Genomic DNA, 20747 nt, shown 5'->3' with positions numbered 1-20747 from the left:
CCGGCAAGGCAACTTTCGGCATATTGTCGCGGGCGGGGAAAATCATCTTCACGTGCTGGGCCTGAGGAGCGCAGGCACTCAGTAATAATGTAGAAGAACCTTCCACCTTGGTAGGATAACCCAGTTTCAGAGCTCTGAACGGCTGATGCAGAATATGGCAGGCCATATCGCCCAGTGCACCTGTACCGTAATCCCACCATCCGCGCCAGTTCCAGGGATGATAAACGTTGTTGTACGGGTTCAGTTTGGCAGGTCCGGTGAAAAGATCCCAGTTCAATGTGTTGGGGATGCGGTCCGCCTTTTCGGGGGCATTCAGTCCTTGCGGCCAGATAGGACGGTCGGTGGCGCATTCCACTTTGGTTACTTCACCGATTTCTCCATTCCATATCCATTCGCAAACCAGGTCGGTACCTTCGCCCGATGCTCCCTGATTACCCATTTGAGTAACTACTCCGGTAGAGGCGGCCAGCTTGGTCAGCAAACGGGATTCGTAAACGGAGTGAGTCAACGGTTTCTGGCAGTATACGTGCTTGCCCATTGTCATGGCGTCTGCCGTGATGATGGCATGAGTATGGTCGGCGGTAGCAATGATTACGCCGTCAATGGATTTGCCCATTTCATCGTACATCTTGCGATAATCCCAGTATTTCTTCGCATTCGGGAATTCATCGAATACGCCTTTGGCATATTTCCAGTCTACGTCACAAAGGGCTACGATGTTTTCGGTGCCCTTCACGTTGTTGATGTTGGTATGGCCCATACCGCCGATACCTACGGCTGCGAGGTTCAGTTTGTCGGTTGGTGAAACGTGCCCGTGGCTCATACCTAAAATAGAACTGGGAGCAATGGTGATTCCTGCTAAAGCAGCGGCTCCCGTTTTAAGAAATTTTCTTCTTGAAAAGTCTGACATGGTTTTATTATTTTAAGGAGTTAGTTATTTGTGGTGGATTACTATGCAGCAACCCATATCCATTTTTCATGTTTTTTCTGCGTTCGCGTATTTGTTCAAGAGTCTGTAAATTGCCAATAGCCGGCAAGTCATTCATACGAGCATCCTGCAGGAACTTCCACGCATATTCGGATGCAATAGTCGAGTCATACATTAAAGGCAAACGAGGGTTTCGCTTACCGGTCAATATGGAATCGGCGAACAAATCGCACAGCACGTCAATATTCTTACCACCAAAAGGTTTTTCCACACGAAGTGTCTGATGTACTCCGTGTAAATCGACGACAGCTGTTTTGAAATCATGCGTCATACGCACGATACCTTCCGTACCTATAATATCTACATAAGAATTGTGCGTCTGATCTTTCGATAATTGTCCATAGACAAAACCCTGGGTTATATCAAAGACTACGCCATTTTGAAAAGTTCCGTGACATTGTACCCACCAGGGATCTTTATAATTCCACATGTTCACGCCTTGTGCATTCCATGTTCTATATTCACTTTCGGCATACCAGCGAACGATGTCAACATAATGCATTCCACAATCATGGAAAGCAGGACCTTCATATTCGTGTCCTTCACCCGGTGCCAGTCCCGGAGTCATGTGGCAAATACGAATAATGGCCAACTCACCTATTTCTCCCTTCTGAATATATTCCTTCATCAGATTATGATACCAAGAATTTCGCAGATATAAGTTCACCGTAGAAAGTACATTGGAGTTTTCTATCATATCCACCACCTTCCACTCCTTTTCCATCGTATCTGCAACGGGTTTTTCTGCGATGATATGTTTTCCGTACCGAATAGCCTTTTCTATTTGTTCGAGCCTTGAGTCTGCCAATGTGAAGAGCCCGACAACCTGTACACTCTCGTCTTCAAAGATTTTTTGGTCATTCTCTACTACACGAGATTCAGGAGATATTTTTTTAGCAAGTTCGCGCGTGGTAGGATCTGTATCGCAAATATAGGCAATCTCCCATCGCCCGCTTTTCCGCATCGCCTCCCAATAGAATCTTCCCATTCTACCGAAACCGATTATTCCTACTTTTATTTTTGTGTCAAGTGAAAATTGTGCATCCATAAAAAATTGCGAATTTAAGTACAAACAACATAAAAGGTATCAATTTTCATCTGTAGGCAGATTGTTCGAAAACTGATATCGCAAAACTAGCCAAATAAATAACGCTTTATTTAGTCTACACAACTTTATGTAGATTATAAAATAATATTAAACCTTACAAATCAACAACTTACAATCATTTAGGAATATAAAAAATGTAGATTGTTTGGAAAGCATTTTATTTATTGGATGGCACAAATTCGTTTATATTGGTCAGATTTTCATAATTTCATTTTCAAATTCATCCCGGTCCACTGCAGCCTTGTTACGCATTTTAGTACGATAATTATAAACAGTACTTGTAGAGCAACGAAGGAAGTTGGCAATCTTCCCGCTATCCGTAATACCCAAACGTAACAATGCATAGATACGAAGTTCCCTGTTCAACAAAGCGTCCTGCTTAAGAATGATCTTCTCGTCATCTTTCAGTAAAGCATTGAAATCTGAAACAAAAGTCGGATATAAATTCAAAAAGACTCTATCGAAGCGAGTATACAGAGCATCAAGTTCATCATCAATCAATGCGGAAGATTTCAGCTTTTTAATCAGTTCCTCATAGCACTTATTAATGGCTATTTTATACAGCATATTCTGATACTTCTCCATTTTATGAATATAGCTGAAGCACACGTCGAAAAACTGAGCGATATAATGCTCCTTTATATTATTAATCTCGCACAGTTCATCATTCTTATCATTCAACTCACTATTCATGCTGTTCAGTTTGTCGTTCAATCTCAGAAGCTCCTCGTTACTTTGTGCCAGCGCCCGTTTCATCCGCAACGTTTTTTTCATCTGAATATAAATAAACACAACCAACACGATTAAAAGAAAAAGAGAAACGCTGGTTGAGATAAGAAAAGTAATCAGATTCGATTTAGACCTAGCTTCTTCCGTCTGATAAGCCGTATTAATGATAGAATAGAATTTATAGATTTCCATTGCCCGGAAATGAATGCCGGAGGAAACTACATCATCAATAGCCGACTGAGTAAATTTGAAAGCATCCGCTAAATTATTTTCCTCATATTGTATCAGTGCAAGTGCCTGCAAGGAGGCCGTTTCACGTGTGGCATTCTGAATATCAGCAATGGCGGACATCATAAGATATTTCTTCGCATCATCCTCTCTTTTCAAATAGCGGCTCAACATGGCATACGAATGAGTAATCATCGCATAATTAGGAGTTCCTATCTCCTCAGCATTCAGCAACTCATCCAAAATCTTGATCGCCTTTGTTGAATCGCGTCCTGCATAAGAATAAGCCCGTGACAATTTATAGTCAAAGGAAGTATGATCCATAAGAGCATACAGTGAATCCTGATAAACTTCCCGTTTTTTTCCGTACTGATTATTGGTAGCAGAAATCGAATAATACTCCCAAAAACGGGCATATGTATCATAATAAGTAGCTAATAATGAACGAGGAAGTTCTGATGGCTTCATTTTTTCGAGAAGTAATTCTGCATCTCTATATCTGCCGCACATGGAATATACAAGGCTGAGTTGCAAAGAAGACTGGTATTTCAAATAGTTTCTATTTAACTGACGAGCGATTTCAAGGTTCCGGTCGACATAATGGATGGCAGAGTCTATATTAAATTTCTTATACTCATTGTATAATTGGAGATTCACCTTATATTCCCGATCGGGAGTCAACCCAGAGTCCTTCAGTAAACATTTAATCCGAGCGATTCGCTGCTCTTTCTTCTGGACGAAGAGCGGCTTCGCATCTATCATTTTATGCAGAGAGTCAGCCAGTATTTTCAATTCGTTATTTGCATAAAGAGCATTGCCAATTCCCAGAGCAACCAGGAACAGCAAAACGATTCTCTTCAGATAACAACGGTTGAATTTCATATTATTAGCAAAGATGATAAAAAAAAGCGATTTATCCATCAGAACAAATCGCTTTTTTAATATATGAAGTAAATTTGCTCTTATTCAGCAACTACTTCGAAAGGAATTTCTACAGAAACTTCCTTGTGAAGTTTAACGATAGCTTTGTAGTTACCAACTTCTTTCACAGCGTCTTTTACAACGATGATCTTTCTGTCAATTTCGTGACCCAGTTTTGCCAATGCTTCAGCAATCTGGATATTGCTAACAGAACCGAAGATAGTACCTGTTGAACTAACTTTTGTTGCAATAGTCAAAGAAACGCCTTCCAACTTAGCAGCCAATGCTTCAGCATCCTTCTTGATTTTCTCAAGTTTGTGAGCACGTTGTTTCAAGTCTTCAGCCAACATTTTCTTTGCAGAAGGAGAAGCGATGATAGCTTTTCCAGTCGGGATCAGATAATTACGACCGTATCCGGATTTCACGTTTACGATATCGTTCTTATAACCCAAGTTTACGATGTCTTCTTTCAATATAATTTCCATACTTTTCCTCCTTCTTATTTCATCATGTCAGTTACATAAGGCAACAATGCCAAGTGACGAGCTCTCTTCACAGCCTGTGCGATACGACGTTGGAACTTCAAAGAAGTACCAGTGATACGACGTGGAAGAATCTTTCCTTGTTCGTTCAAGAATTTCTTCAAGAATTCAGGATCTTTGTAGTCGATATAACGGATACCGCTCTTTTTGAAACGACAGTATTTTTTCTTCTTAACGTCTACTGAGGGCGGAGTTAAATATCTGATTTCTGATTGAGTCTGTTGTGCCATGATTAATCCTCCTTTTTGTTTGATTTAACACTTCTTCTTTTAGCAGCATATTCCGCAGCATACTTGTCCATTTTGAAAGTCAAGAAGCGGATAACGCGTTCATCACGACGGAAGTTAAGTTCCAACTTGTCAATGACAGTAGGATCTGCATTGAACTCAACCAATTGATAAAAACCTGTTGACTTCTTCTGAATTGGATAAGCCAATTTCTTCAGTCCCCAGTTTTCTTCATTGATAATCTCAGCACCTTCAGCTTGAAGAATACCTTTGAATTTTTCTACCGCTTCCTTCATCTGAACATCAGACAAAACGGGAGTTAAAATGAAAACGGTTTCGTATTGATTCATACTCGTTTAATTAAATAAATAATTTATTTTATTTTAAAATGCGGGTGCAAAGTTAGGCATTTTATTTTGAACTACAAATATTTAATCTTTTTTTGTATCCTAATGTAGGAATTATCCGGGAAGTGGCTTACCTTTGCAAAGTTGTTTAAACAATAATTTCATGATAGAGCAATTTAATTTCGATATCCGGCTTATATTCGCCATCCTAAATGGTAAGGTTTCCGCAGCAATCAACCGGAAGCTATATCGCAATTTCCGTCAGAACGGTCTGGAAATCAGCCCGGAGCAATGGACGGTTCTTATTTTTCTATGGGAAAAAGACGGCGTTACACAACAAGAGTTGTGCAATGCAACTTTTAAAGACAAACCCAGCATGACCCGTCTCATAGACAACATGGAACGGCAGCATCTTGTAGTACGTATTTCCGACAAAAAAGATCGTCGCACCAATCTGATCCACCTGACAAAAGACGGAAAAGAACTGGAAGAGAAGGCACGCATCATTGCGGGGCAGACACTGAAGGAAGCTCTGCATGGCATCACTCTCGAAGAACTGAGCATCGGGCAAGAGGTCTTAAAAAAGGTATTCTACAATACCAAAGACTAAACAGAAAAACAATCGTTTAATTCATAAAATCCACTAAATCTGTCTTTATAATGGATTTTTCACCTAAATTATTTCGCCCGTTAAAGAATTATGCTTTAATTTGTGACTGGAATATTATAATCTATTAAAATACACACGCATGAAAGGCTTATTAAAGAATTTGGGATTGATATTAATCTTGATCGGAGTGGTCATCCTGTTGGCTTGTTCCTTTACCGGCAATGTAAACAACAACGCGGTTTTGGGCAGTTCAGTATTCCTCGTAGTACTAGGACTCATTTCTTATATTGTCATTAATAAGAAGATCGCTGATTAATTTATTAGAAATCAATAAAAAATCCCGGGAACGAATGTTTCCGGGATTTTTTATTTGTGGTTATCGGAGTGCTCATTAAGATTCAACTTCCGGTGTGATCAGCTTATAGCCTTTTCCGTGAATATTGATAATCTCGATAGAATCATCTTCTTTCAGGTGCTTACGCAACTTCGTAATATACACATCCATACTACGGGCATTGAAGTAGTTATCATCAATCCAGATAGTCTTCAGAGCAAAGTCACGTTGCAGAATTTCATTAGCGTGCGCACAAAGCAGTCCGAGAAGTTCAGATTCTTTGGTAGTCAGCTTCGTCTGCTTGCCTTCTGTAGCCAGAATTTGTTTCTGAGTATCGAAAGTAAACTTACCGATCTTGTAGATATTGCTTTCTTTGTTCTTCTTTCCACGAACACGTCTCAAGATAGCTTCAATTCTGAAAGTCAACTCTTCCATACTGAATGGTTTCGTGATATAATCATCTGCACCAATCTTAAATCCTTCCAGGATATCTTCTTTCAGCGTTTTTGCAGTCAGGAAGATGATAGGTATCTCAGCATTCGCAGCACGGACATCCTGTGCCAACGTAAAGCCATCCTTTTTAGGCATCATAACGTCAAACACGCACAAGTCATATTTATTCTTCAAGAAAGCCTTATAACCGGCTTCTCCATCAGGATATAACTCAGCAGAATAACCTTTTGCCTGTAAATATTCTCTTAAAAGCATGCCAAGATTTTCGTCATCCTCGCATAATAAAATACGCAGTTTCTCGTCCATATCAATTATTTTTTAATAAAGGTAATGCAATAATAAATTTAGTTCCTACGTTCAGGTCGCTTTCTGCTCTAATGGTTCCCTTATGATCGGTAATAATTTTCTTCACATAAGCCAGTCCCAGTCCAAAGCCCTTCACATCGTGCAGATTACCCGTATGCACACGATAGAACTTTTCAAATATCTTTTTCAGGTTTTCCTTTTTGATACCGATACCGTTATCCTGTATCGAAATCATCAGTTTACCCGATTCATTCCACGTTTTCACTTTCAGTTCCAGATCCTCTTCCGCTTTCTTATATTTCACCGCATTATCCATCAGATTGAAGATCACATTGGTAAGATGCATTTCATCTGCAAATATAACAGGATCGGCTGCCTCAAGGTTCGATGTTATCTTACCATTATATCGTTCCACTTTCAGTGCAAAGGTATTGATCACTCCCGAAATCAGTTCATTCGCATCAATCTCCTTCATCTTCAGTGTTGCCTTCTGCCGGTCGAACATTGACATCTGCAGCACCTTTTCCACTTGAAAGCGCAAGCGCTTGGTCTCATCATTTATGACTCCCGATATATGCTGGAACATTTGCGGTGATTTTGCTACCGCGGGGTCCTTCAACATCTGTGCTGCCAGCGAGATAGTTGATATCGGCGTCTTGAACTCATGCGTCATGTTATTGACAAAGTCATTCTTCATTTCCGTCAACTTCTTCTGACGGAATACGATATAAATCGTAAAGATGAATGTCACCAACAACACCAACGTAAATATCAGTGACGGAATCATGAAACTGATCGAATCAAAAATATAGTCCTTCTTTCCCGGGAAATGCACTTTCAGAATACTCATCTTTGCAGGGGGGTCGTTTTTAAACAATGCCTGCTGATAGGATTCTTCACTTCCTTTTGCTTCATAATCTGCACAACGGTATACTTCACGTCCATCCTTGTCAATCACTGCAAAATGATAAGGCAAGTCTATACCATTATTATATAAGTTCGATTTCAGATAATCGTCAAGGTCCCTGAACCGTACTCTATCACCAATCGACTTGTCACTCGCACGTCTAATCATGTCCAACACTACTTCATCCAACAGTGCCCGCTGATACATATAGCGATTCTTGATAGCTTCCAACATCGAATTAGAAGTCTGAGGAATCGTGTTTCGTCCACGTACCATCGCTTTAGGAAGTTCAGACGGTTTGATCTTCATCACCCTCAATTCAAAGTCAGAAATAATCTTGCCATCCCGTGACTTCACTTGAAATCGCTGTGTCCCCCGAACTACATTATTCTGCCCTAATGAAGTATTGTTTTCAGTCAGCGCTTTTCTTTCAGCATCCGAAATATCCTCAACCAACCAGCGCATAGTTTCTGCATATTCTACATCCTTGGAAACCTGATCCAGACTGTTGCGCACAGCCGAATCAAATTGCTCCTTCCGGGTTTTCATCATTTCCTCTATATAACTGACCTGCAAATACAACAGACTAAGGAAAGAAAGCCCCATTACAATACTTAATATCCAAATTGTTGACTTCTTCATAGCAACAAAATTAACACTCCCTAATTAACACTCCTAACACATTAACTTGATTTAACCGGAAGTTCCCGGAAATTAACCGTAAAGAGCTATTTAGGTTGTATTCTGATTACTACAACAATATAACTCCTCCTTTGGTTTGCAAATTTAATAAAAAATTAAATCTTTTCCTTGCGATTTTCCATCTTTATTAATCATAGTTAAACAAAAACCGCTGTCTTTTACTTAAAAAAGACAACGGTTTTAACAGTTTTGAGAGAATTATTGTTTATTCCTCTGTTTGTTTAGCTTCAAAATCCTTAATCAACTTATCCTGAACATCTGTCGGAACAAGTTCATAACTAGCAAACTTCATGATAAATGAAGCACGTCCGCCGGTAAGTGAGCTAAGTGCTGTCGAATATGAAGACATTTCCTTCAAAGGTACTTTAGCAACAAGTTTCTCGAAACCTTTTTCGCTGCTCATACCCATAATCATGGCACGGCGTCCTTGAAGATCTCCCATCACATCACCCATTCTGTCGGACGGAACAAATACTTCCACATCATAAATCGGTTCCAAAATCTTCGGACCGGCATTCTTGAAGGCTTCACTGAATGCGTTACGTCCGGCAAGCATAAAGGAGATTTCATTTGAGTCTACCGGGTGCATCTTACCATCATATACGATTACACGTACGTCACGGGCATACGAACCTGTCAACGGGCCTTGTTCCAGGCGTGACATGATACCTTTCATAATAGCAGGCAAGAAACGGGCATCGATAGAACCACCTACGATACTGTTAATAAATACCAGTTTACCGCCCCATTCCAATGGAATTTCTTCAGTACCTCTCACGGTAATCTTAAATTCCTGTCCATTGAATTTGTAAGTATCGGGCACAGGCATACCTTCTTTATAAGGTTCAACGATCAGGTGAACTTCACCGAACTGACCAGCACCACCGGATTGTTTCTTATGACGATAATCGGCACGGGCAGCCTTCGTAATCGTTTCACGATACGGAATCTTCGGTTCCTCAAATTTAACCTGAAGTTTTTCATTATTTTCCAGACGCCACTTCAACGTACGCAGATGGAATTCTCCCTGTCCGTGTACCAGCGTTTGCTTCAATTCTTTCGATTGCTCGATCACCCATGTCGGATCTTCTTCACGCATACGGTTCAGGATGGTCATCATCTTTTCCACGTCCGCTTCGTTCACCGGTTTAATAGCACGGGAATATTTAGAATTCGGATATTTGATAAAGTTGAATTTATAATCGCAGTCTTTACCGTTGAGTGTATTGCCTGTCTTCACATCTTTCAGTTTTACGGCAGCACCGATATCACCCGCCTGAAGTTCTTCCACTTTCACACGGTTACCACCAGCTACGACATAAATCTGAGCGATACGTTCTTTCGAACCACGGTCGGCATTCAGCAAGTCATCACCTTCACGAACCTTGCCGCTCATTACTTTAAAGTAAGATACTTCACCGATATGCGGCTCGACACTCGTTTTGAAGAAATACAAAGATTCGGGACCGTTTACGTCCGGAGCTACTTCCTTACCATCTGTGTTTTCCACTTTCGGCATTTCAGACACGAAAGGAACTACGTTGCCAAGGAATTCCATCAGACGGCGAACGCCCATGTCCTTACCACCGCAAACACAGAATACTGGGAACATACCTCTGGCGATCAATCCCTTACGGATACCTTCACGCATTTCATCTTCTGTCAGAGAATCTTGTTCAAAAAATTTCTCCATCAGTCCTTCGTCATTTTCGGCAGCAGCTTCTACCAATGCTTTATGCATTTCCATAGCCTTATCCATTTCTTCTGCCGGAATATCTTCAATCACAGGAGCACCGCCTTCGGGTTTCCACGAATATTTTTTCATCAACAATACGTCAATCAAGGCATTAAAGCCCGGACCGGTAGCAATAGGATACTGGATGGGAACCACCTTAGATCCATACGCTTCTTTCAGTTGTTCGAGGATATTATCATAGTCGCATTTTTCATTATCAAGCTGGTTGACTAGAAAAATAACTGGCTTATTCAATTTTTCAGTGTATCGGAAGTGATTTTGTGTACCGACTTCGACGCCGTATTGGCCATTGAGAAGAATAATTGCTGTGTCGGTCACATTAAGTGCAGTTACCGTACTGCCAACGAAGTCGTCCGAACCCGGACAGTCTATAATATTAAGCTTTTTATTGTTCCATTCTACGTGGAGAACGGTAGAGAAAACGGAGTAACCATACTCTTGTTCAACAGGGAAATAATCGCTAACTGTGTTTTTTGCGGCAACAGATCCGCGACGTTTTATAACACCACTCTCGAAAAGCATCGCTTCCACGAGAGTGGTTTTCCCAGAGCCAGAACTTCCCAACAAGGCAATGTTCTTAATTTCATTAGTCTGATATACTTTCATAATATATAAGATTTTAGTAATTACTCAGTATGTTTCTCGCATACCATTAATTTAGTGATGCGCAAATTAGGGATTTATTGGGGGAAAAGCAATATTTATGACAGTGTTACTAAACAATGTTATGTAACATAAGGTCCGTTTTATGGGTAGCAGACAGGCCAGACTTATACCTAATTCCCGTTAATTGTATCAATTGCTCAGAAAAAAGGTTTAAATTTGCAGGCTATAATCAATTGGTAACAAGCTAAACATCTACTATGGCAGGTATTTACCTTCATATTCCCTTCTGTAAGACACGTTGCATCTATTGCGACTTTTATTCGACTACCCGCAGCGAATTAAAGACGCATTATGTGCATACCCTCTGCCGTGAACTGGAAATGCGGAAAGAATATCTGAAAGGCGAACCTGTAGAAACCATTTATTTCGGAGGAGGAACTCCCTCTCAACTGGAGGAAGCTGATTTTAAACACATCTTTGAAACGATACGGGAAAATTACGGAATGGAACACTGCCGGGAGATCACTCTGGAAGCCAATCCGGACGATCTGTCCCAGGAATATCTGAAGATGTTATCCTCGCTCCCTTTCAACCGTATCAGCATGGGGATACAGACTTTTGATGATACGACACTCCAATTACTGAAACGCCGCCATAGCTCCCAAACAGCCGTCGAAGCTGTCCGCAGATGCAGGGAAGCGGGATTTCAGAATATCAGCATTGATCTGATTTACGGACTGCCCGGCGAAACAAAGGAACGGTGGGTAAACGACCTCCGGCAAGCTATCCGCCTGGATGTAGAGCATATTTCTGCTTACCATTTGACTTACGAAGAAGATACACCTATATATAATATGTTGAAGCAACATCAGATAGAGGAAGTAGACGAAGATTCCAGTCTGCAGTTCTTTACATTGCTGATCGAACATTTGCAGAATGCAGGATACGAGCATTATGAAATATCCAATTTCTGCCGCCCCGACAAATACTCCCGTCACAATACTTCGTACTGGAGGGGAATACCATATTTGGGCTGCGGACCGTCCGCACATTCATTCAATGGAACGACACGCGAATGGAACGTATCTTCCATCGACCTATATATAAAAGGTATAGAAGGAAACCAGCGCGACTTTGAGACAGAAAACCTGGACCAAACGACCCGTTACAACGAATTTATCATTACCACCATACGCACCGTATGGGGAACACCTATAGAAAAACTAAAACAAGAGTTCGGTAATGAACTGTGGGAATATTGCCGGAAAATGTCTGCCCCCTATCTGGAAAATGGGAAACTGGAAATCCACGAGGGGGCTTTACGCCTGACACGGGAAGGAATTTTCATCTCCGACAGCATTATGAGCGACTTGCTTTGGGTTAATTAAAAAACTAAACGATCAGCCGATGACCGAATCAGAAGTAAGGAAGTTATTACGGCAAATGAAGGAACTGGACTCGCAAACAGCCTTCCGCGACTTCTATAACATGACTTACGACCGACTCTTCCGCATAGCCTACTATTATGTGAAACAGGAAGAATGGTCGCAGGAAATCGTACTCGACATCTTCCTCAAACTCTGGAAGCAGCGCGACACTCTTCTTGATGTGAAAAACATCGAGGACTATTGCTTTATTCTGGTCAAGAACGCTTCTCTCAATTATCTGGAAAAAGAGTCGAAGTACACCACCATTCATTCCGATTCCCTGCCGGAGCCACAGGAACAAAGTTATTCTCCGGAAGAGTCATTAATCAGTGAAGAACTGTTTGCAATCTATGTGAAAGCACTCGACCGGCTTCCGGAACGTTGCCGGGAAATATTCATCCGTATCCGTGAAGAAAAACAAAGTTATGCCCAAGTAGCAGAAGAATTGGATATCAGCATAAAGACAGTTGATGCCCAGCTACAGAAAGCTGTCTCCCGACTGAAAGAGATGATTTCGTCCAGCGGATAACCGGAGATCACCCGAACCGTTCAGCACTTCTTTTTTATATTAACTTTTATTTGCACAAAAGGCGTAGGGAGTTTCTGTCAATCTCCGGTCTTTATCAGCAAATAAACCGATTAATCACTAAAAAAGATTGAATGATGAAAAAGTTTAATGACGCAAACGTTGGACTCTTTGTCCTTTTAACAGCATGCCTGAGCCTATTTTCCTGCAACAACGACAATGACAATTATCCTAAGGATTATGTAGGATTTGAAAAATCTACCCGAACAGTAGAATGTGACAAGAATCAATCCGAGAGTGAGTTGCAGATTAAAATTATTGCCACCGACAAATCCAAAGAAGACAGGACAGTGTTACTTGCCACTCCTGCTTTGCCGGCGGGACAGGCACCGATTATGAAACTAACAGAAACCAAAGTCACCATCAAGGCGGGACAGAAATCGGCAACGACCACCATTAAGTTATATCCCAAAAAGATGGTACTGAAACAGCAGAACATTACCTTATCCTGTACTCCCCAGTGGAAAGAAGGCAGTGTAAGCAAGCTGACGATTCTGCTGAAACGGAATTAGAAAGAAAGCTAAATAGAAAAAGATATGAAATATACCGATAGAGAATTAGAAGACATACTGAACAAGCTCATCGCTTCCACCCGCTCACCGAGAGGACGTTTTTCAGCAGCATCCAGTTATCCGCAACTGGAGAAAAAGCTGAATTTCCGCAACCGCCGGTTGTATCTGACACGCACATTTGCGGCAGCGGCAGCAGTAGTTTTACTCTGTCTATCGGTATGGACAGCTTATCTGTACATGCAGCCGGCAACCATACAGACTGTTAGCACTTTGGCAGAAACACGTACCGTCCATCTGCCCGACGGCACTTCCGTCACGCTAAACCATTATTCTTCCCTTTCCTATCCGGAACGGTTCAAATCGGATAACCGGGAAGTGGAGTTGAGCGGAGAAGCCTATTTTGAAGTAAGTAAAGACCCAAAGCATCCGTTTATAGTGCAGACAGAAACGATTGACGTTCAAGTATTGGGCACTCACTTCAATGTGGACGCCTATCCCGATAATCCGGATGTAAAGACGACTTTATTAACAGGGTCGGTTGCAGTCAGCAATAAAAACAACTCAGTACGCATGGTGCTGAAACCGAATGAGGCGGCTATATATAATAAGGTGGAACAAAAGCTTACTCGCAAGGTACTGGAGAATGCCGGAGATGAAATTTCATGGCGCCACGGGGAGTTCATATTCGATGATCTGCCGTTGCAGGAGATTGCCCGCGAACTTTCCAACTCGTTCGGAACAACCATTCACATTGCCGACTCAACCTTGCGAAATTATCGGATCACAGCGCGATTCCGTAATGGAGAAGACTTGGATGCGATTTTATCTGTACTGCATAATGCCGGTTATTTCAACTATTCACGAAACACTCAACAGATTACTATTACTAAAAACTAGACTAAATGAGAACTATTCACCAAGGACACCTACCTATCAGAACGCTCGTTCTGATAGGTATGGTGATCCTTATCACCGCACAGGCATACGCACAGAATGCAAATGCCCGACTCACAATCACATTGCGAAATGCTACATTGAAGGAGTTCGTCAAGTTAATCGAAAACTCTACAGGATATTCTTTTATCTACAGTGAAGAAATCAGCATCAGCCATAAAATCAATCTGAAAGTGAAAGATATGCCTTTGCATGAGATACTGGATCTCGTATTCAAGGATGAACCGATCAGTTACAAGTTCTCTGAGAGATACATTCTCCTGCAAAAGAAAAGGGTGCAAAAGCCGGTAAGCCGCAAGTTTACTATCAGCGGATATGTTACCGACGGGACGTCGTCCGAGACGTTGATTGGTACTAATATCATTGAGAGTCATCAATATCAAGGCACTACTACCAATCCTTACGGCTTTTATAGTATCACTCTGCCCGAAGGAGAAACGGAATTACGTTTCTCTTATTTGGGATATACCACAGAAACACATCATTTCACCCTTGCTCAAGATACTCTGCTGAATATTCGTATGAAAGGAAACGCACAATTAGAAGAAGTAGTGGTCGTTTCAGATAAAGCAGAAGCAGGGACAGTTGCCACACAGATGGGAGCTGTCGAGATTCCAATGGTGCAAATCAAGAATACTCCAAGTATATTAGGAGAATCAGATGTAATGAAAGCCATTCAGTTAATGCCCGGAGTACAGGCAGGAGTAGACGGATCGGCTGGATTATATATACGTGGTGGCAGTCCCGACCAAAATCTGATCTTACTTGACGGAACTCCGGTATATAACGTAGACCATATGTTCGGCTTCTTTTCCGTCTTTACTCCTGAAGCTATCAAAAAGGTCACTTTATTTAAAAGTTCCTTTCCTGCACGCTTCGGCGGACGCCTTTCTTCCGTCATTGACGTACGCACCAATGACGGGGATATGAAAAAATATCATGGGACACTCAGTATCGGCTTGCTAACCAGCAAAATAAATTTGGAAGGACCGATTGTGAAAGACAAAACATCATTCAACATATCCGCCAGACGTTCGTATATTGATTTAATAGCCAAACCATTCATGCCCGATGATGAGAAATACAACTATTACTTTTATGATATCAATGCAAAGATCAATCACAAGTTTTCCGACCGGAGCCGTTTATATCTGAGTGCTTATAACGGGAAAGATCACTTCGCTACCCAATATGATGATAATAGCGATTTCAAGGACGGAAGTAAAATGAACTGGGGAAACACAATCATTTCCGCCAGATGGAACTACATTTTCAATAATCGCCTGTTTAGCAACACGACAGTTTCCTACAACAACTACCTATTCAATGTAAGTGCATATTCGAATAATCAATATTCACTCACCAATAACACAACCTTCATCAACCGATACTCTTCAGACTATCGTTCAGGTATCAATGACTGGAATTATCAGATAGATTTTGATTACAACCCATCTCCTATGCACCATATTAAATTTGGAGCAGGATATATCTATCACCGTTTTCGTCCGGAAGTGATGACCTCCAAAATATCAGACAAGGTAGACTCTGAGGCATTTCGCGACACTACTTACCACAGCATGAACAACAGCCGGATTTATGCACATGAAGTATCGGCTTATGCAGAAGATAACCTAAAAATCGGTACTCGTCTACGGCTTAATCTTGGATTACACTTTTCTCTGTTTCAAGTACAAAAACAAAGTTATTTCTCCTTGCAGCCGCGTGTCTCAACACGTTATCAACTAAGTAAAGACGTAATTCTCAAGGCATCTTATACAAAGATGAGTCAATATGTACATCTGCTTTCGTCCATGCCCATCGCTATGCCTACTGATTTATGGGTGCCTGTCACAAAAAAAATCAAACCGATGCGATCCCACCAGTATTCATTGGGGGGATATTATACAGGTATCAAAGGTTGGGAGTTCTCAGTAGAAGGCTATTACAAAGACATGTACAATGTGCTGGAATATAAAGACGGAGTCAGTTTTTTCGGTTCTTCCACCGGATGGGAAAGCAAAGTTGAAATGGGGAAAGGACGTTCGATGGGAATTGAATTTATGGCTCAAAAAACGCTCGGGAAGACAACAGGCTGGTTGTCTTATACCTTATCCAAAAGCGACCGCAAATTTGCTAAAGGTGCTATCAACAATGGAGAGCGATTTCCATACAAATATGATCGGCGCCATATTATTAATCTGACTCTCAACCATAAATTCAGCGAACGTATTGACATCGGTGCCTCGTGGGTGTTTTACACAGGAGGAACCAGTACTATTCCCGAAGAAAAAACAACCATCATCCGTCCTGGTAATGGAGCAAACAATGGCTTTATTCTGGGATTCGATAACTACTACAATCCTATTTATAACAATTCCCCTAATGTTGGAGAGGCCAATTACATAGAACATCGCAATAATTACCGGCTGCCTGCGAGCCACCGGTTGAACATAGGGATTAATTTCAATAAAAAGACCAAGCACGGAATGCGTATCTGGAACATCAGTCTTTATAATGCATACAACTCCATGAATCCGGCATGGGTATTTCGCTCTCATAATGACGATGGAAAAAGTGTGATCAAAAAATATACCCTGCTCCCCTGCATTCCATCTTTTACTTACACTTACAAATTCTAAGTTAACATGAAAACTTATATATATCATCCGCTTATCCTGCTAGTTATAATACTGGTGACAGTATCTTGTGAAAATGAACTCCCTTTTAATATAAAGGATAATCCTCCTAAATTGGTAATGAATGCATTCATTAACGCTGACAGTCTGACAAATGTCTTATTCCTTAACCTGACGGGAAAAGACTATGCCAACCACATTGAAAATGCCACTGTAGAGGTTCACGTCAACGGAGAGTTAAGAGAGACCTTGCGCCCACTCCCGATGGAAACTGAGTATGACAAGCAATGCCGGTTCAACATCACAGGCAAATTTGCTTCGGGAGAAGTAGTGCGTATTGATGCCATGACCGATGACGGCAAATATCATGCCTGGGCAGAAGTCACCGTTCCGCAACGCCTTGATAAAATAGAAAACATCGACACGCTCACCGTCCCGCTAATACAAAACGGACATACTCAAGACTACATGCGCTACAAAATAACTTTTAAAGACCGCCCGAACGAGGCAAACTTCTACCGCATTGTAGTAGATAAACAAATGCGACTATGGGGATACAACCACGAAGAAGGAGGAGAAGATTACCTTCACTGGACAAAGCATATCACTTATTCATTTATCGGACGCGAAGACATAGTACTGACAGACGGTCAACCTTCCACAGGAGATGACGAAGACAACGGACTGTTCGACACAGCTAAAAACATTTATGGTGTCTTTGATGATTCGCGATTTAGAGATACCTCCTATACAATGACGGTCTACAACGATCCCGCCATCCCATACAACAACAATTACAACGGATATTATGAAGGAATGGATGTCATCATCCGTTTGTTGAGTATCACGGAAACAGAATATTACTATCTGAAAGCACTCAATCTAGTCGATTCCGACGTTTATGACGAAACAATTAACGAACCTCTCAGATATCCCAGTAATGTACATGGAGGTACGGGAATGATAGGTATCAGCACGGAAGTATCTCAAACGGTTCGAATCAGGGAAAATAACCCGAAATGACTTGCAAAAATAAATATAGGAGCAGGATTCATAAGTAACTTTCATCTAAAAGATACCCCTGCTCCACCAATCCCCGCTTATCAGTTAGTTCCATCAATACTCCCTCCCGAATCAAGACAAGTCGATTGACAACCTCTAAGACTTTTTCGTAATTATGATCAGCAATCACTATCCCTTTCTCTTCCGAATGTTTTTTTATTAACCCGATCAGTTTATCTACCAAATGAAAGGATAAATAATCGAAAGGCTCATCCAACAGGACAAATTTAGCATTGCCCAGCAAAAGCAACTTAGCTTCCAAATATCTCCGTTCACCTCCGGAAAGTTGGGAGACACGCCGTTCCATACACGACTGGGCAACTTCATCATCCTCATAAAAATAGGGAACGACATTAGCATCCAGGTAACAGTCTACCAATTTATTTATCTTTTCATGCTTGGGCAAGTAGCCTTGTTGCGGCAGGAAGGCTATTGTCCTTGCATGTTGGTAAGGAGCCGAAAGGACCTTACATTCATCCAACCGGATAAATTTCCGGTCTGCTTTCATTGTTCCGAAGATTATTTGCATCAACACGGATTTTCCTGTACCGTTCCTGCCGAACAATCCAATAACATCACCTGTATTTATTTTCAGGTAAACATCAGTCAGCAGTTGCCTGGTACCGAAATTCTTAATAATACTATCTATTTCAAGCAAGTGATGCATAATTTTACAATCCAAAGTACAGACCAATATACAGCAAACACAAAGACAATCAAGTTCCGTTTCAGAATTCCGGAATTATAATAGAAAAAGTAGGCTTCCTTTTCAAGAAACTCCTTATAAAGCAAACTGGCAACAATTCCCCAGCCACCCAATAGATAAGGAAAAGCTTCCCAAAACAAGCTCCAGTCAGCTTTTGATACAATAAGTGCACCTAATATAGACAGCGGAACGTTTATTTTCAACGTACTGTGGAAAAACAAATAATATAGTTTTAGTCTCCGCATATATCTTACATTAATTTGACGGCTATAAATATATGAATTTAAATTAGACATCTTACTAAAAACCAGGCTTCAATTTCTGTTTTTATTCCAAATTCGCTGAAAGTTTCCTTTCATTTTACGAACGTCTCCACCGACTTTAATTAGGAACAACGATCTATTTCAATTATCTTTGCAGCCAAAAACAGGCACTTACTATGTTTATCATCATCGGAATTATGCTGACAGGAATGCTTTTTGGCTTCCTGTTACGTAATAAAAGACTATCTTGGATACATAAAATAATCACCCTGCTGATATGGGTCCTGCTCTTCCTCCTCGGGATTGATGTAGGAGGAAACGAGGCTATCATCAAAGGACTGCATACATTGGGACTCGAAGCACTCATTATCACACTGGCGGCAGTGACCGGCAGTATACTTTGCGCATGGGGACTCTGGTACCTATTATATATAAGGAATAAAGGAAAGGAGACGGAAGTATGAAAGGAAGTCTGATCATCGTCTCATTTTTCATTCTCGGTACCCTTTGCGGGTTTTATCATCTGATTCCTTACGATTTTACGGATAGCAAACTAAGCTATTACGCCCTTTGCGGACTGATGTTCTGCGTAGGTATCAGTATCGGTAATGATCCCAACACACTGAAAAGTTTCCGTTCTCTGAATCCCCGCCTGATGTTTCTCCCCGTCATGACGATACTGGGGACATTGGCAGGATGCGCCGTAGCAGGCATTTTCATGAGCCAAAGAACCTCTTCAGACTGTATGGCAGTGGGAGCCGGATTCGGCTACTATTCCCTTTCGAGTATATTCATCACCGAATATAAAGGTCCGGAATTGGGAACAATCGCATTGTTATCCAACATCATGCGTGAAATCATAGCATTGCTGGGAGCCCCGTTACTCGTGAAGTATTTCGGCAAGCTGGCCCCTATTTCTGTAGGAGGAGCTACCACAATGGACACTACTCTTCCCATCATCACCCGATGTTCCGGAAAAGAATTCGTAATCATTTCTATCTTTCATGGTTTTGTAGTTGATTTCAGTGTTCCATTTCTCGTCACCTTCCTTTGCTCAATATCATTTTAACAGCAATATTCCTTAAAATTCAGTTATATTACATTTTCGTTTCCGCACACGTATTGCAAAAATGTTTCAGAATAAGGTCTTTTTGTATCAAAAAGCAGTTGATTTCTTGATTTACATCAAGAAATCAACCGAAACAAAATCTTTTCCTTTTCTTTATTTTTATGCTATAAAACATATCGCTATATTTGCATAGGTAAAAAGAAAAAACTAAGCGATTAGATCAGTTTTCAATAGGTATTAGATTTGTTTTTTAGGAATAGTTTTTAGGTATAACAATTAAAAAGTAGGTATTATGAAACGTTTAGGATTAACATTAGTGGCAGCACTCTGCCTCGCTGCTTCGACTTTTGCAGCAGGAAACCAACCTACAACTGCAAAATGGGAAGGTAACATCAACGTAAATAAATTAGGTAAATATTTGCAGTTAAACTCTGTTCAGAGCGAAGAAGTAGCAAACATCTGCGATTATTTCTCAGAACAGATGTCAAGAGCCACTACAGCCAAGAAAGATAAAGAAGCAAAATTGCGCAACGCTGTATACGGCAACTTGAAACTTATGAGAAAGACGCTCAGCGCTGAACAATATGCTAAATATGCCGCTTTGATGAACCTTACTTTACTGAATAAAGGCATCGACCTAAGTAAGTAAAATTGAATCATATAGCAAGAGAAAGGGTGGAGACCGGTCAAGTTCTCCACCCTTCTTTTTATCTCATCCCACCTGCCGGACTTTATTCCGGCAAATACATTTTCAGCATCATTTAC

At 41.0% G+C, this 20747-nt stretch carries 22 protein-coding genes; 11 read left to right on the top strand and 11 right to left on the bottom strand.

Annotated features, from left to right (window positions below; all coding sequences use genetic code 11):
• The 6 genes from KTR07_RS13440 to rpsF all read right to left on the bottom strand — a co-directional run.
• Nucleotides 1-910: Gfo/Idh/MocA family protein (locus tag KTR07_RS13440; protein ID WP_217315438.1), on the bottom strand; the 910-nt coding region annotated here is incomplete at its 3' end.
• 7 nt (nt 911-917) lie between these two features.
• A complete protein-coding gene (locus KTR07_RS13435) occupies nt 918-2036 on the bottom strand; it encodes a Gfo/Idh/MocA family protein (RefSeq protein WP_008759743.1) in 1119 nt (372 codons plus the stop codon).
• A gap of 252 nt (nt 2037-2288) precedes the next feature.
• Complete coding sequence (locus tag KTR07_RS13430; protein WP_048695597.1) at nt 2289-3935, bottom strand: DUF6377 domain-containing protein; 1647 nt, start codon at nt 3933-3935, stop codon at nt 2289-2291.
• An 80-nt stretch (nt 3936-4015) separates the two neighbouring features.
• Nucleotides 4016-4459 carry a 50S ribosomal protein L9 gene (gene rplI / locus KTR07_RS13425; RefSeq protein WP_008759741.1) on the bottom strand — a complete coding sequence of 148 codons (444 nt, stop codon included), beginning with the start codon at nt 4457-4459 and terminating at the stop codon, nt 4016-4018.
• A gap of 14 nt (nt 4460-4473) precedes the next feature.
• The gene (gene rpsR / locus KTR07_RS13420; protein ID WP_008759740.1) at nt 4474-4746 is read right to left on the bottom strand and encodes a 30S ribosomal protein S18; all 273 of its coding nucleotides are present in this window, start codon (nt 4744-4746) and stop codon (nt 4474-4476) included.
• Between the two features lie 2 nt (nt 4747-4748).
• Nucleotides 4749-5093 (bottom strand): 30S ribosomal protein S6, encoded by a 345-nt coding sequence (gene rpsF / locus KTR07_RS13415; RefSeq protein ID WP_008759739.1) that lies wholly within the window; start codon nt 5091-5093, stop codon nt 4749-4751.
• Nucleotides 5094-5253: 160 nt separating this feature from the next.
• On the opposite strand from rpsF, the gene KTR07_RS13410 reads away from it, so the two are divergent.
• Both KTR07_RS13410 and KTR07_RS13405 read left to right on the top strand, forming a co-directional pair.
• On the top strand, nt 5254-5700 hold the full coding sequence (locus tag KTR07_RS13410) for a MarR family winged helix-turn-helix transcriptional regulator (RefSeq protein ID WP_008759738.1): 447 nt from the start codon (nt 5254-5256) through the stop codon (nt 5698-5700).
• A 139-nt stretch (nt 5701-5839) separates the two neighbouring features.
• On the top strand, nt 5840-6016 hold the full coding sequence (locus KTR07_RS13405; RefSeq protein ID WP_008759737.1) for a hypothetical protein: 177 nt from the start codon (nt 5840-5842) through the stop codon (nt 6014-6016).
• A 75-nt stretch (nt 6017-6091) separates the two neighbouring features.
• Here the strand turns inward: KTR07_RS13405 and KTR07_RS13400 are convergent, their stop codons facing one another.
• The 3 genes from KTR07_RS13400 to KTR07_RS13390 form a co-directional block, all read right to left on the bottom strand.
• Nucleotides 6092-6793: a response regulator transcription factor gene (locus KTR07_RS13400; protein WP_005678712.1), complete on the bottom strand. Its 702-nt coding sequence runs from the start codon at nt 6791-6793 to the stop codon at nt 6092-6094.
• 1 nt (nt 6794) lies between these two features.
• Nucleotides 6795-8342, bottom strand: coding sequence for a HAMP domain-containing sensor histidine kinase (locus KTR07_RS13395; RefSeq protein WP_008759736.1), 1548 nt, complete (start codon nt 8340-8342; stop codon nt 6795-6797).
• A gap of 265 nt (nt 8343-8607) precedes the next feature.
• Nucleotides 8608-10764, bottom strand: coding sequence for a translation factor GTPase family protein (locus tag KTR07_RS13390; RefSeq protein ID WP_008763951.1), 2157 nt, complete (start codon nt 10762-10764; stop codon nt 8608-8610).
• Nucleotides 10765-11021: 257 nt separating this feature from the next.
• On the opposite strand from KTR07_RS13390, the gene hemW reads away from it, so the two are divergent.
• The 6 genes from hemW to KTR07_RS13360 all read left to right on the top strand — a co-directional run bounded on the left by hemW (nt 11022) and on the right by KTR07_RS13360 (nt 17905).
• Nucleotides 11022-12152: a radical SAM family heme chaperone HemW gene (gene hemW / locus KTR07_RS13385; RefSeq protein ID WP_008763952.1), complete on the top strand. Its 1131-nt coding sequence runs from the start codon at nt 11022-11024 to the stop codon at nt 12150-12152.
• A gap of 19 nt (nt 12153-12171) precedes the next feature.
• A complete protein-coding gene (locus KTR07_RS13380) occupies nt 12172-12720 on the top strand; it encodes an RNA polymerase sigma-70 factor (protein ID WP_008763953.1) in 549 nt (182 codons plus the stop codon).
• Between the two features lie 134 nt (nt 12721-12854).
• Entirely contained in the window at nt 12855-13289 is a 435-nt protein-coding gene (locus KTR07_RS13375; protein WP_008763954.1) for a hypothetical protein, read from the top strand.
• 24 nt (nt 13290-13313) lie between these two features.
• Nucleotides 13314-14186, top strand: a complete 873-nt coding sequence (locus KTR07_RS13370) for a FecR family protein (RefSeq protein WP_008763955.1) — start codon at nt 13314-13316, stop codon at nt 14184-14186.
• A 5-nt stretch (nt 14187-14191) separates the two neighbouring features.
• On the top strand, nt 14192-16885 hold the full coding sequence (locus tag KTR07_RS13365; protein ID WP_008763956.1) for a TonB-dependent receptor: 2694 nt from the start codon (nt 14192-14194) through the stop codon (nt 16883-16885).
• 6 nt (nt 16886-16891) lie between these two features.
• Nucleotides 16892-17905 (top strand): DUF4249 domain-containing protein, encoded by a 1014-nt coding sequence (locus KTR07_RS13360; RefSeq protein ID WP_008763957.1) that lies wholly within the window; start codon nt 16892-16894, stop codon nt 17903-17905.
• A gap of 28 nt (nt 17906-17933) precedes the next feature.
• Here the strand turns inward: KTR07_RS13360 and KTR07_RS13355 are convergent, their stop codons facing one another.
• Both KTR07_RS13355 and KTR07_RS13350 read right to left on the bottom strand, forming a co-directional pair.
• On the bottom strand, nt 17934-18611 hold the full coding sequence (locus KTR07_RS13355; protein ID WP_008763958.1) for an ATP-binding cassette domain-containing protein: 678 nt from the start codon (nt 18609-18611) through the stop codon (nt 17934-17936).
• Nucleotides 18590-18895 (bottom strand): hypothetical protein, encoded by a 306-nt coding sequence (locus tag KTR07_RS13350; RefSeq protein ID WP_008763959.1) that lies wholly within the window; start codon nt 18893-18895, stop codon nt 18590-18592. The genes KTR07_RS13355 and KTR07_RS13350 overlap by 22 nt, the downstream gene beginning before the upstream one ends.
• Before the next feature lie 194 nt (nt 18896-19089).
• Between KTR07_RS13350 and KTR07_RS13345 the strand changes: the two genes are divergently transcribed.
• From KTR07_RS13345 to KTR07_RS13335, 3 genes are all read left to right on the top strand, one after another.
• Complete coding sequence (locus tag KTR07_RS13345; RefSeq protein WP_008763960.1) at nt 19090-19377, top strand: LysO family transporter; 288 nt, start codon at nt 19090-19092, stop codon at nt 19375-19377.
• Nucleotides 19374-19982: a lysine exporter LysO family protein gene (locus tag KTR07_RS13340; RefSeq protein WP_008759728.1), complete on the top strand. Its 609-nt coding sequence runs from the start codon at nt 19374-19376 to the stop codon at nt 19980-19982. Before KTR07_RS13345 ends, KTR07_RS13340 begins: the two co-directional genes overlap by 4 nt.
• Nucleotides 19983-20274: 292 nt before the next feature.
• Nucleotides 20275-20631 carry a hypothetical protein gene (locus tag KTR07_RS13335; RefSeq protein WP_008763961.1) on the top strand — a complete coding sequence of 119 codons (357 nt, stop codon included), beginning with the start codon at nt 20275-20277 and terminating at the stop codon, nt 20629-20631.
• The last annotated feature ends 116 nt before the right edge of the window (nt 20632-20747 follow it).

The organism is Bacteroides sp. MSK.20.82, assembly GCF_019052485.1.
GTDB lineage: Bacteria > Bacteroidota > Bacteroidia > Bacteroidales > Bacteroidaceae > Bacteroides > Bacteroides thetaiotaomicron.
The sequence above is the reverse complement of the archived record's forward strand: the minus strand, read 5'-3'. Positions and strand labels throughout refer to the sequence as shown.

Bases quoted from the DNA above. Each gene is read 5' to 3' on its own strand.
- KTR07_RS13435 (WP_008759743.1), bottom strand. From the start codon at position 2,036: ATGGATGCACAATTTTCACTTGACACAAAAATAAAAGTAGGAATAATC.
- KTR07_RS13430 (WP_048695597.1), bottom strand. From the start codon at position 3,935: ATGAAATTCAACCGTTGTTATCTGAAGAGAATCGTTTTGCTGTTCCTG.
- rplI (WP_008759741.1), bottom strand. From the start codon at position 4,459: ATGGAAATTATATTGAAAGAAGACATCGTAAACTTGGGTTATAAGAAC.
- rpsR (WP_008759740.1), bottom strand. From the start codon at position 4,746: ATGGCACAACAGACTCAATCAGAAATCAGATATTTAACTCCGCCCTCA.
- rpsF (WP_008759739.1), bottom strand. From the start codon at position 5,093: ATGAATCAATACGAAACCGTTTTCATTTTAACTCCCGTTTTGTCTGAT.
- KTR07_RS13410 (WP_008759738.1), top strand. From the start codon at position 5,254: ATGATAGAGCAATTTAATTTCGATATCCGGCTTATATTCGCCATCCTA.
- KTR07_RS13405 (WP_008759737.1), top strand. From the start codon at position 5,840: ATGAAAGGCTTATTAAAGAATTTGGGATTGATATTAATCTTGATCGGA.
- KTR07_RS13400 (WP_005678712.1), bottom strand. From the start codon at position 6,793: ATGGACGAGAAACTGCGTATTTTATTATGCGAGGATGACGAAAATCTT.
- KTR07_RS13395 (WP_008759736.1), bottom strand. From the start codon at position 8,342: ATGAAGAAGTCAACAATTTGGATATTAAGTATTGTAATGGGGCTTTCT.
- KTR07_RS13390 (WP_008763951.1), bottom strand. From the start codon at position 10,764: ATGAAAGTATATCAGACTAATGAAATTAAGAACATTGCCTTGTTGGGA.
- hemW (WP_008763952.1), top strand. From the start codon at position 11,022: ATGGCAGGTATTTACCTTCATATTCCCTTCTGTAAGACACGTTGCATC.
- KTR07_RS13380 (WP_008763953.1), top strand. From the start codon at position 12,172: ATGACCGAATCAGAAGTAAGGAAGTTATTACGGCAAATGAAGGAACTG.
- KTR07_RS13375 (WP_008763954.1), top strand. From the start codon at position 12,855: ATGAAAAAGTTTAATGACGCAAACGTTGGACTCTTTGTCCTTTTAACA.
- KTR07_RS13370 (WP_008763955.1), top strand. From the start codon at position 13,314: ATGAAATATACCGATAGAGAATTAGAAGACATACTGAACAAGCTCATC.
- KTR07_RS13365 (WP_008763956.1), top strand. From the start codon at position 14,192: ATGAGAACTATTCACCAAGGACACCTACCTATCAGAACGCTCGTTCTG.
- KTR07_RS13360 (WP_008763957.1), top strand. From the start codon at position 16,892: ATGAAAACTTATATATATCATCCGCTTATCCTGCTAGTTATAATACTG.
- KTR07_RS13355 (WP_008763958.1), bottom strand. From the start codon at position 18,611: ATGCATCACTTGCTTGAAATAGATAGTATTATTAAGAATTTCGGTACC.
- KTR07_RS13350 (WP_008763959.1), bottom strand. From the start codon at position 18,895: ATGCGGAGACTAAAACTATATTATTTGTTTTTCCACAGTACGTTGAAA.
- KTR07_RS13345 (WP_008763960.1), top strand. From the start codon at position 19,090: ATGTTTATCATCATCGGAATTATGCTGACAGGAATGCTTTTTGGCTTC.
- KTR07_RS13340 (WP_008759728.1), top strand. From the start codon at position 19,374: ATGAAAGGAAGTCTGATCATCGTCTCATTTTTCATTCTCGGTACCCTT.
- KTR07_RS13335 (WP_008763961.1), top strand. From the start codon at position 20,275: ATGAAACGTTTAGGATTAACATTAGTGGCAGCACTCTGCCTCGCTGCT.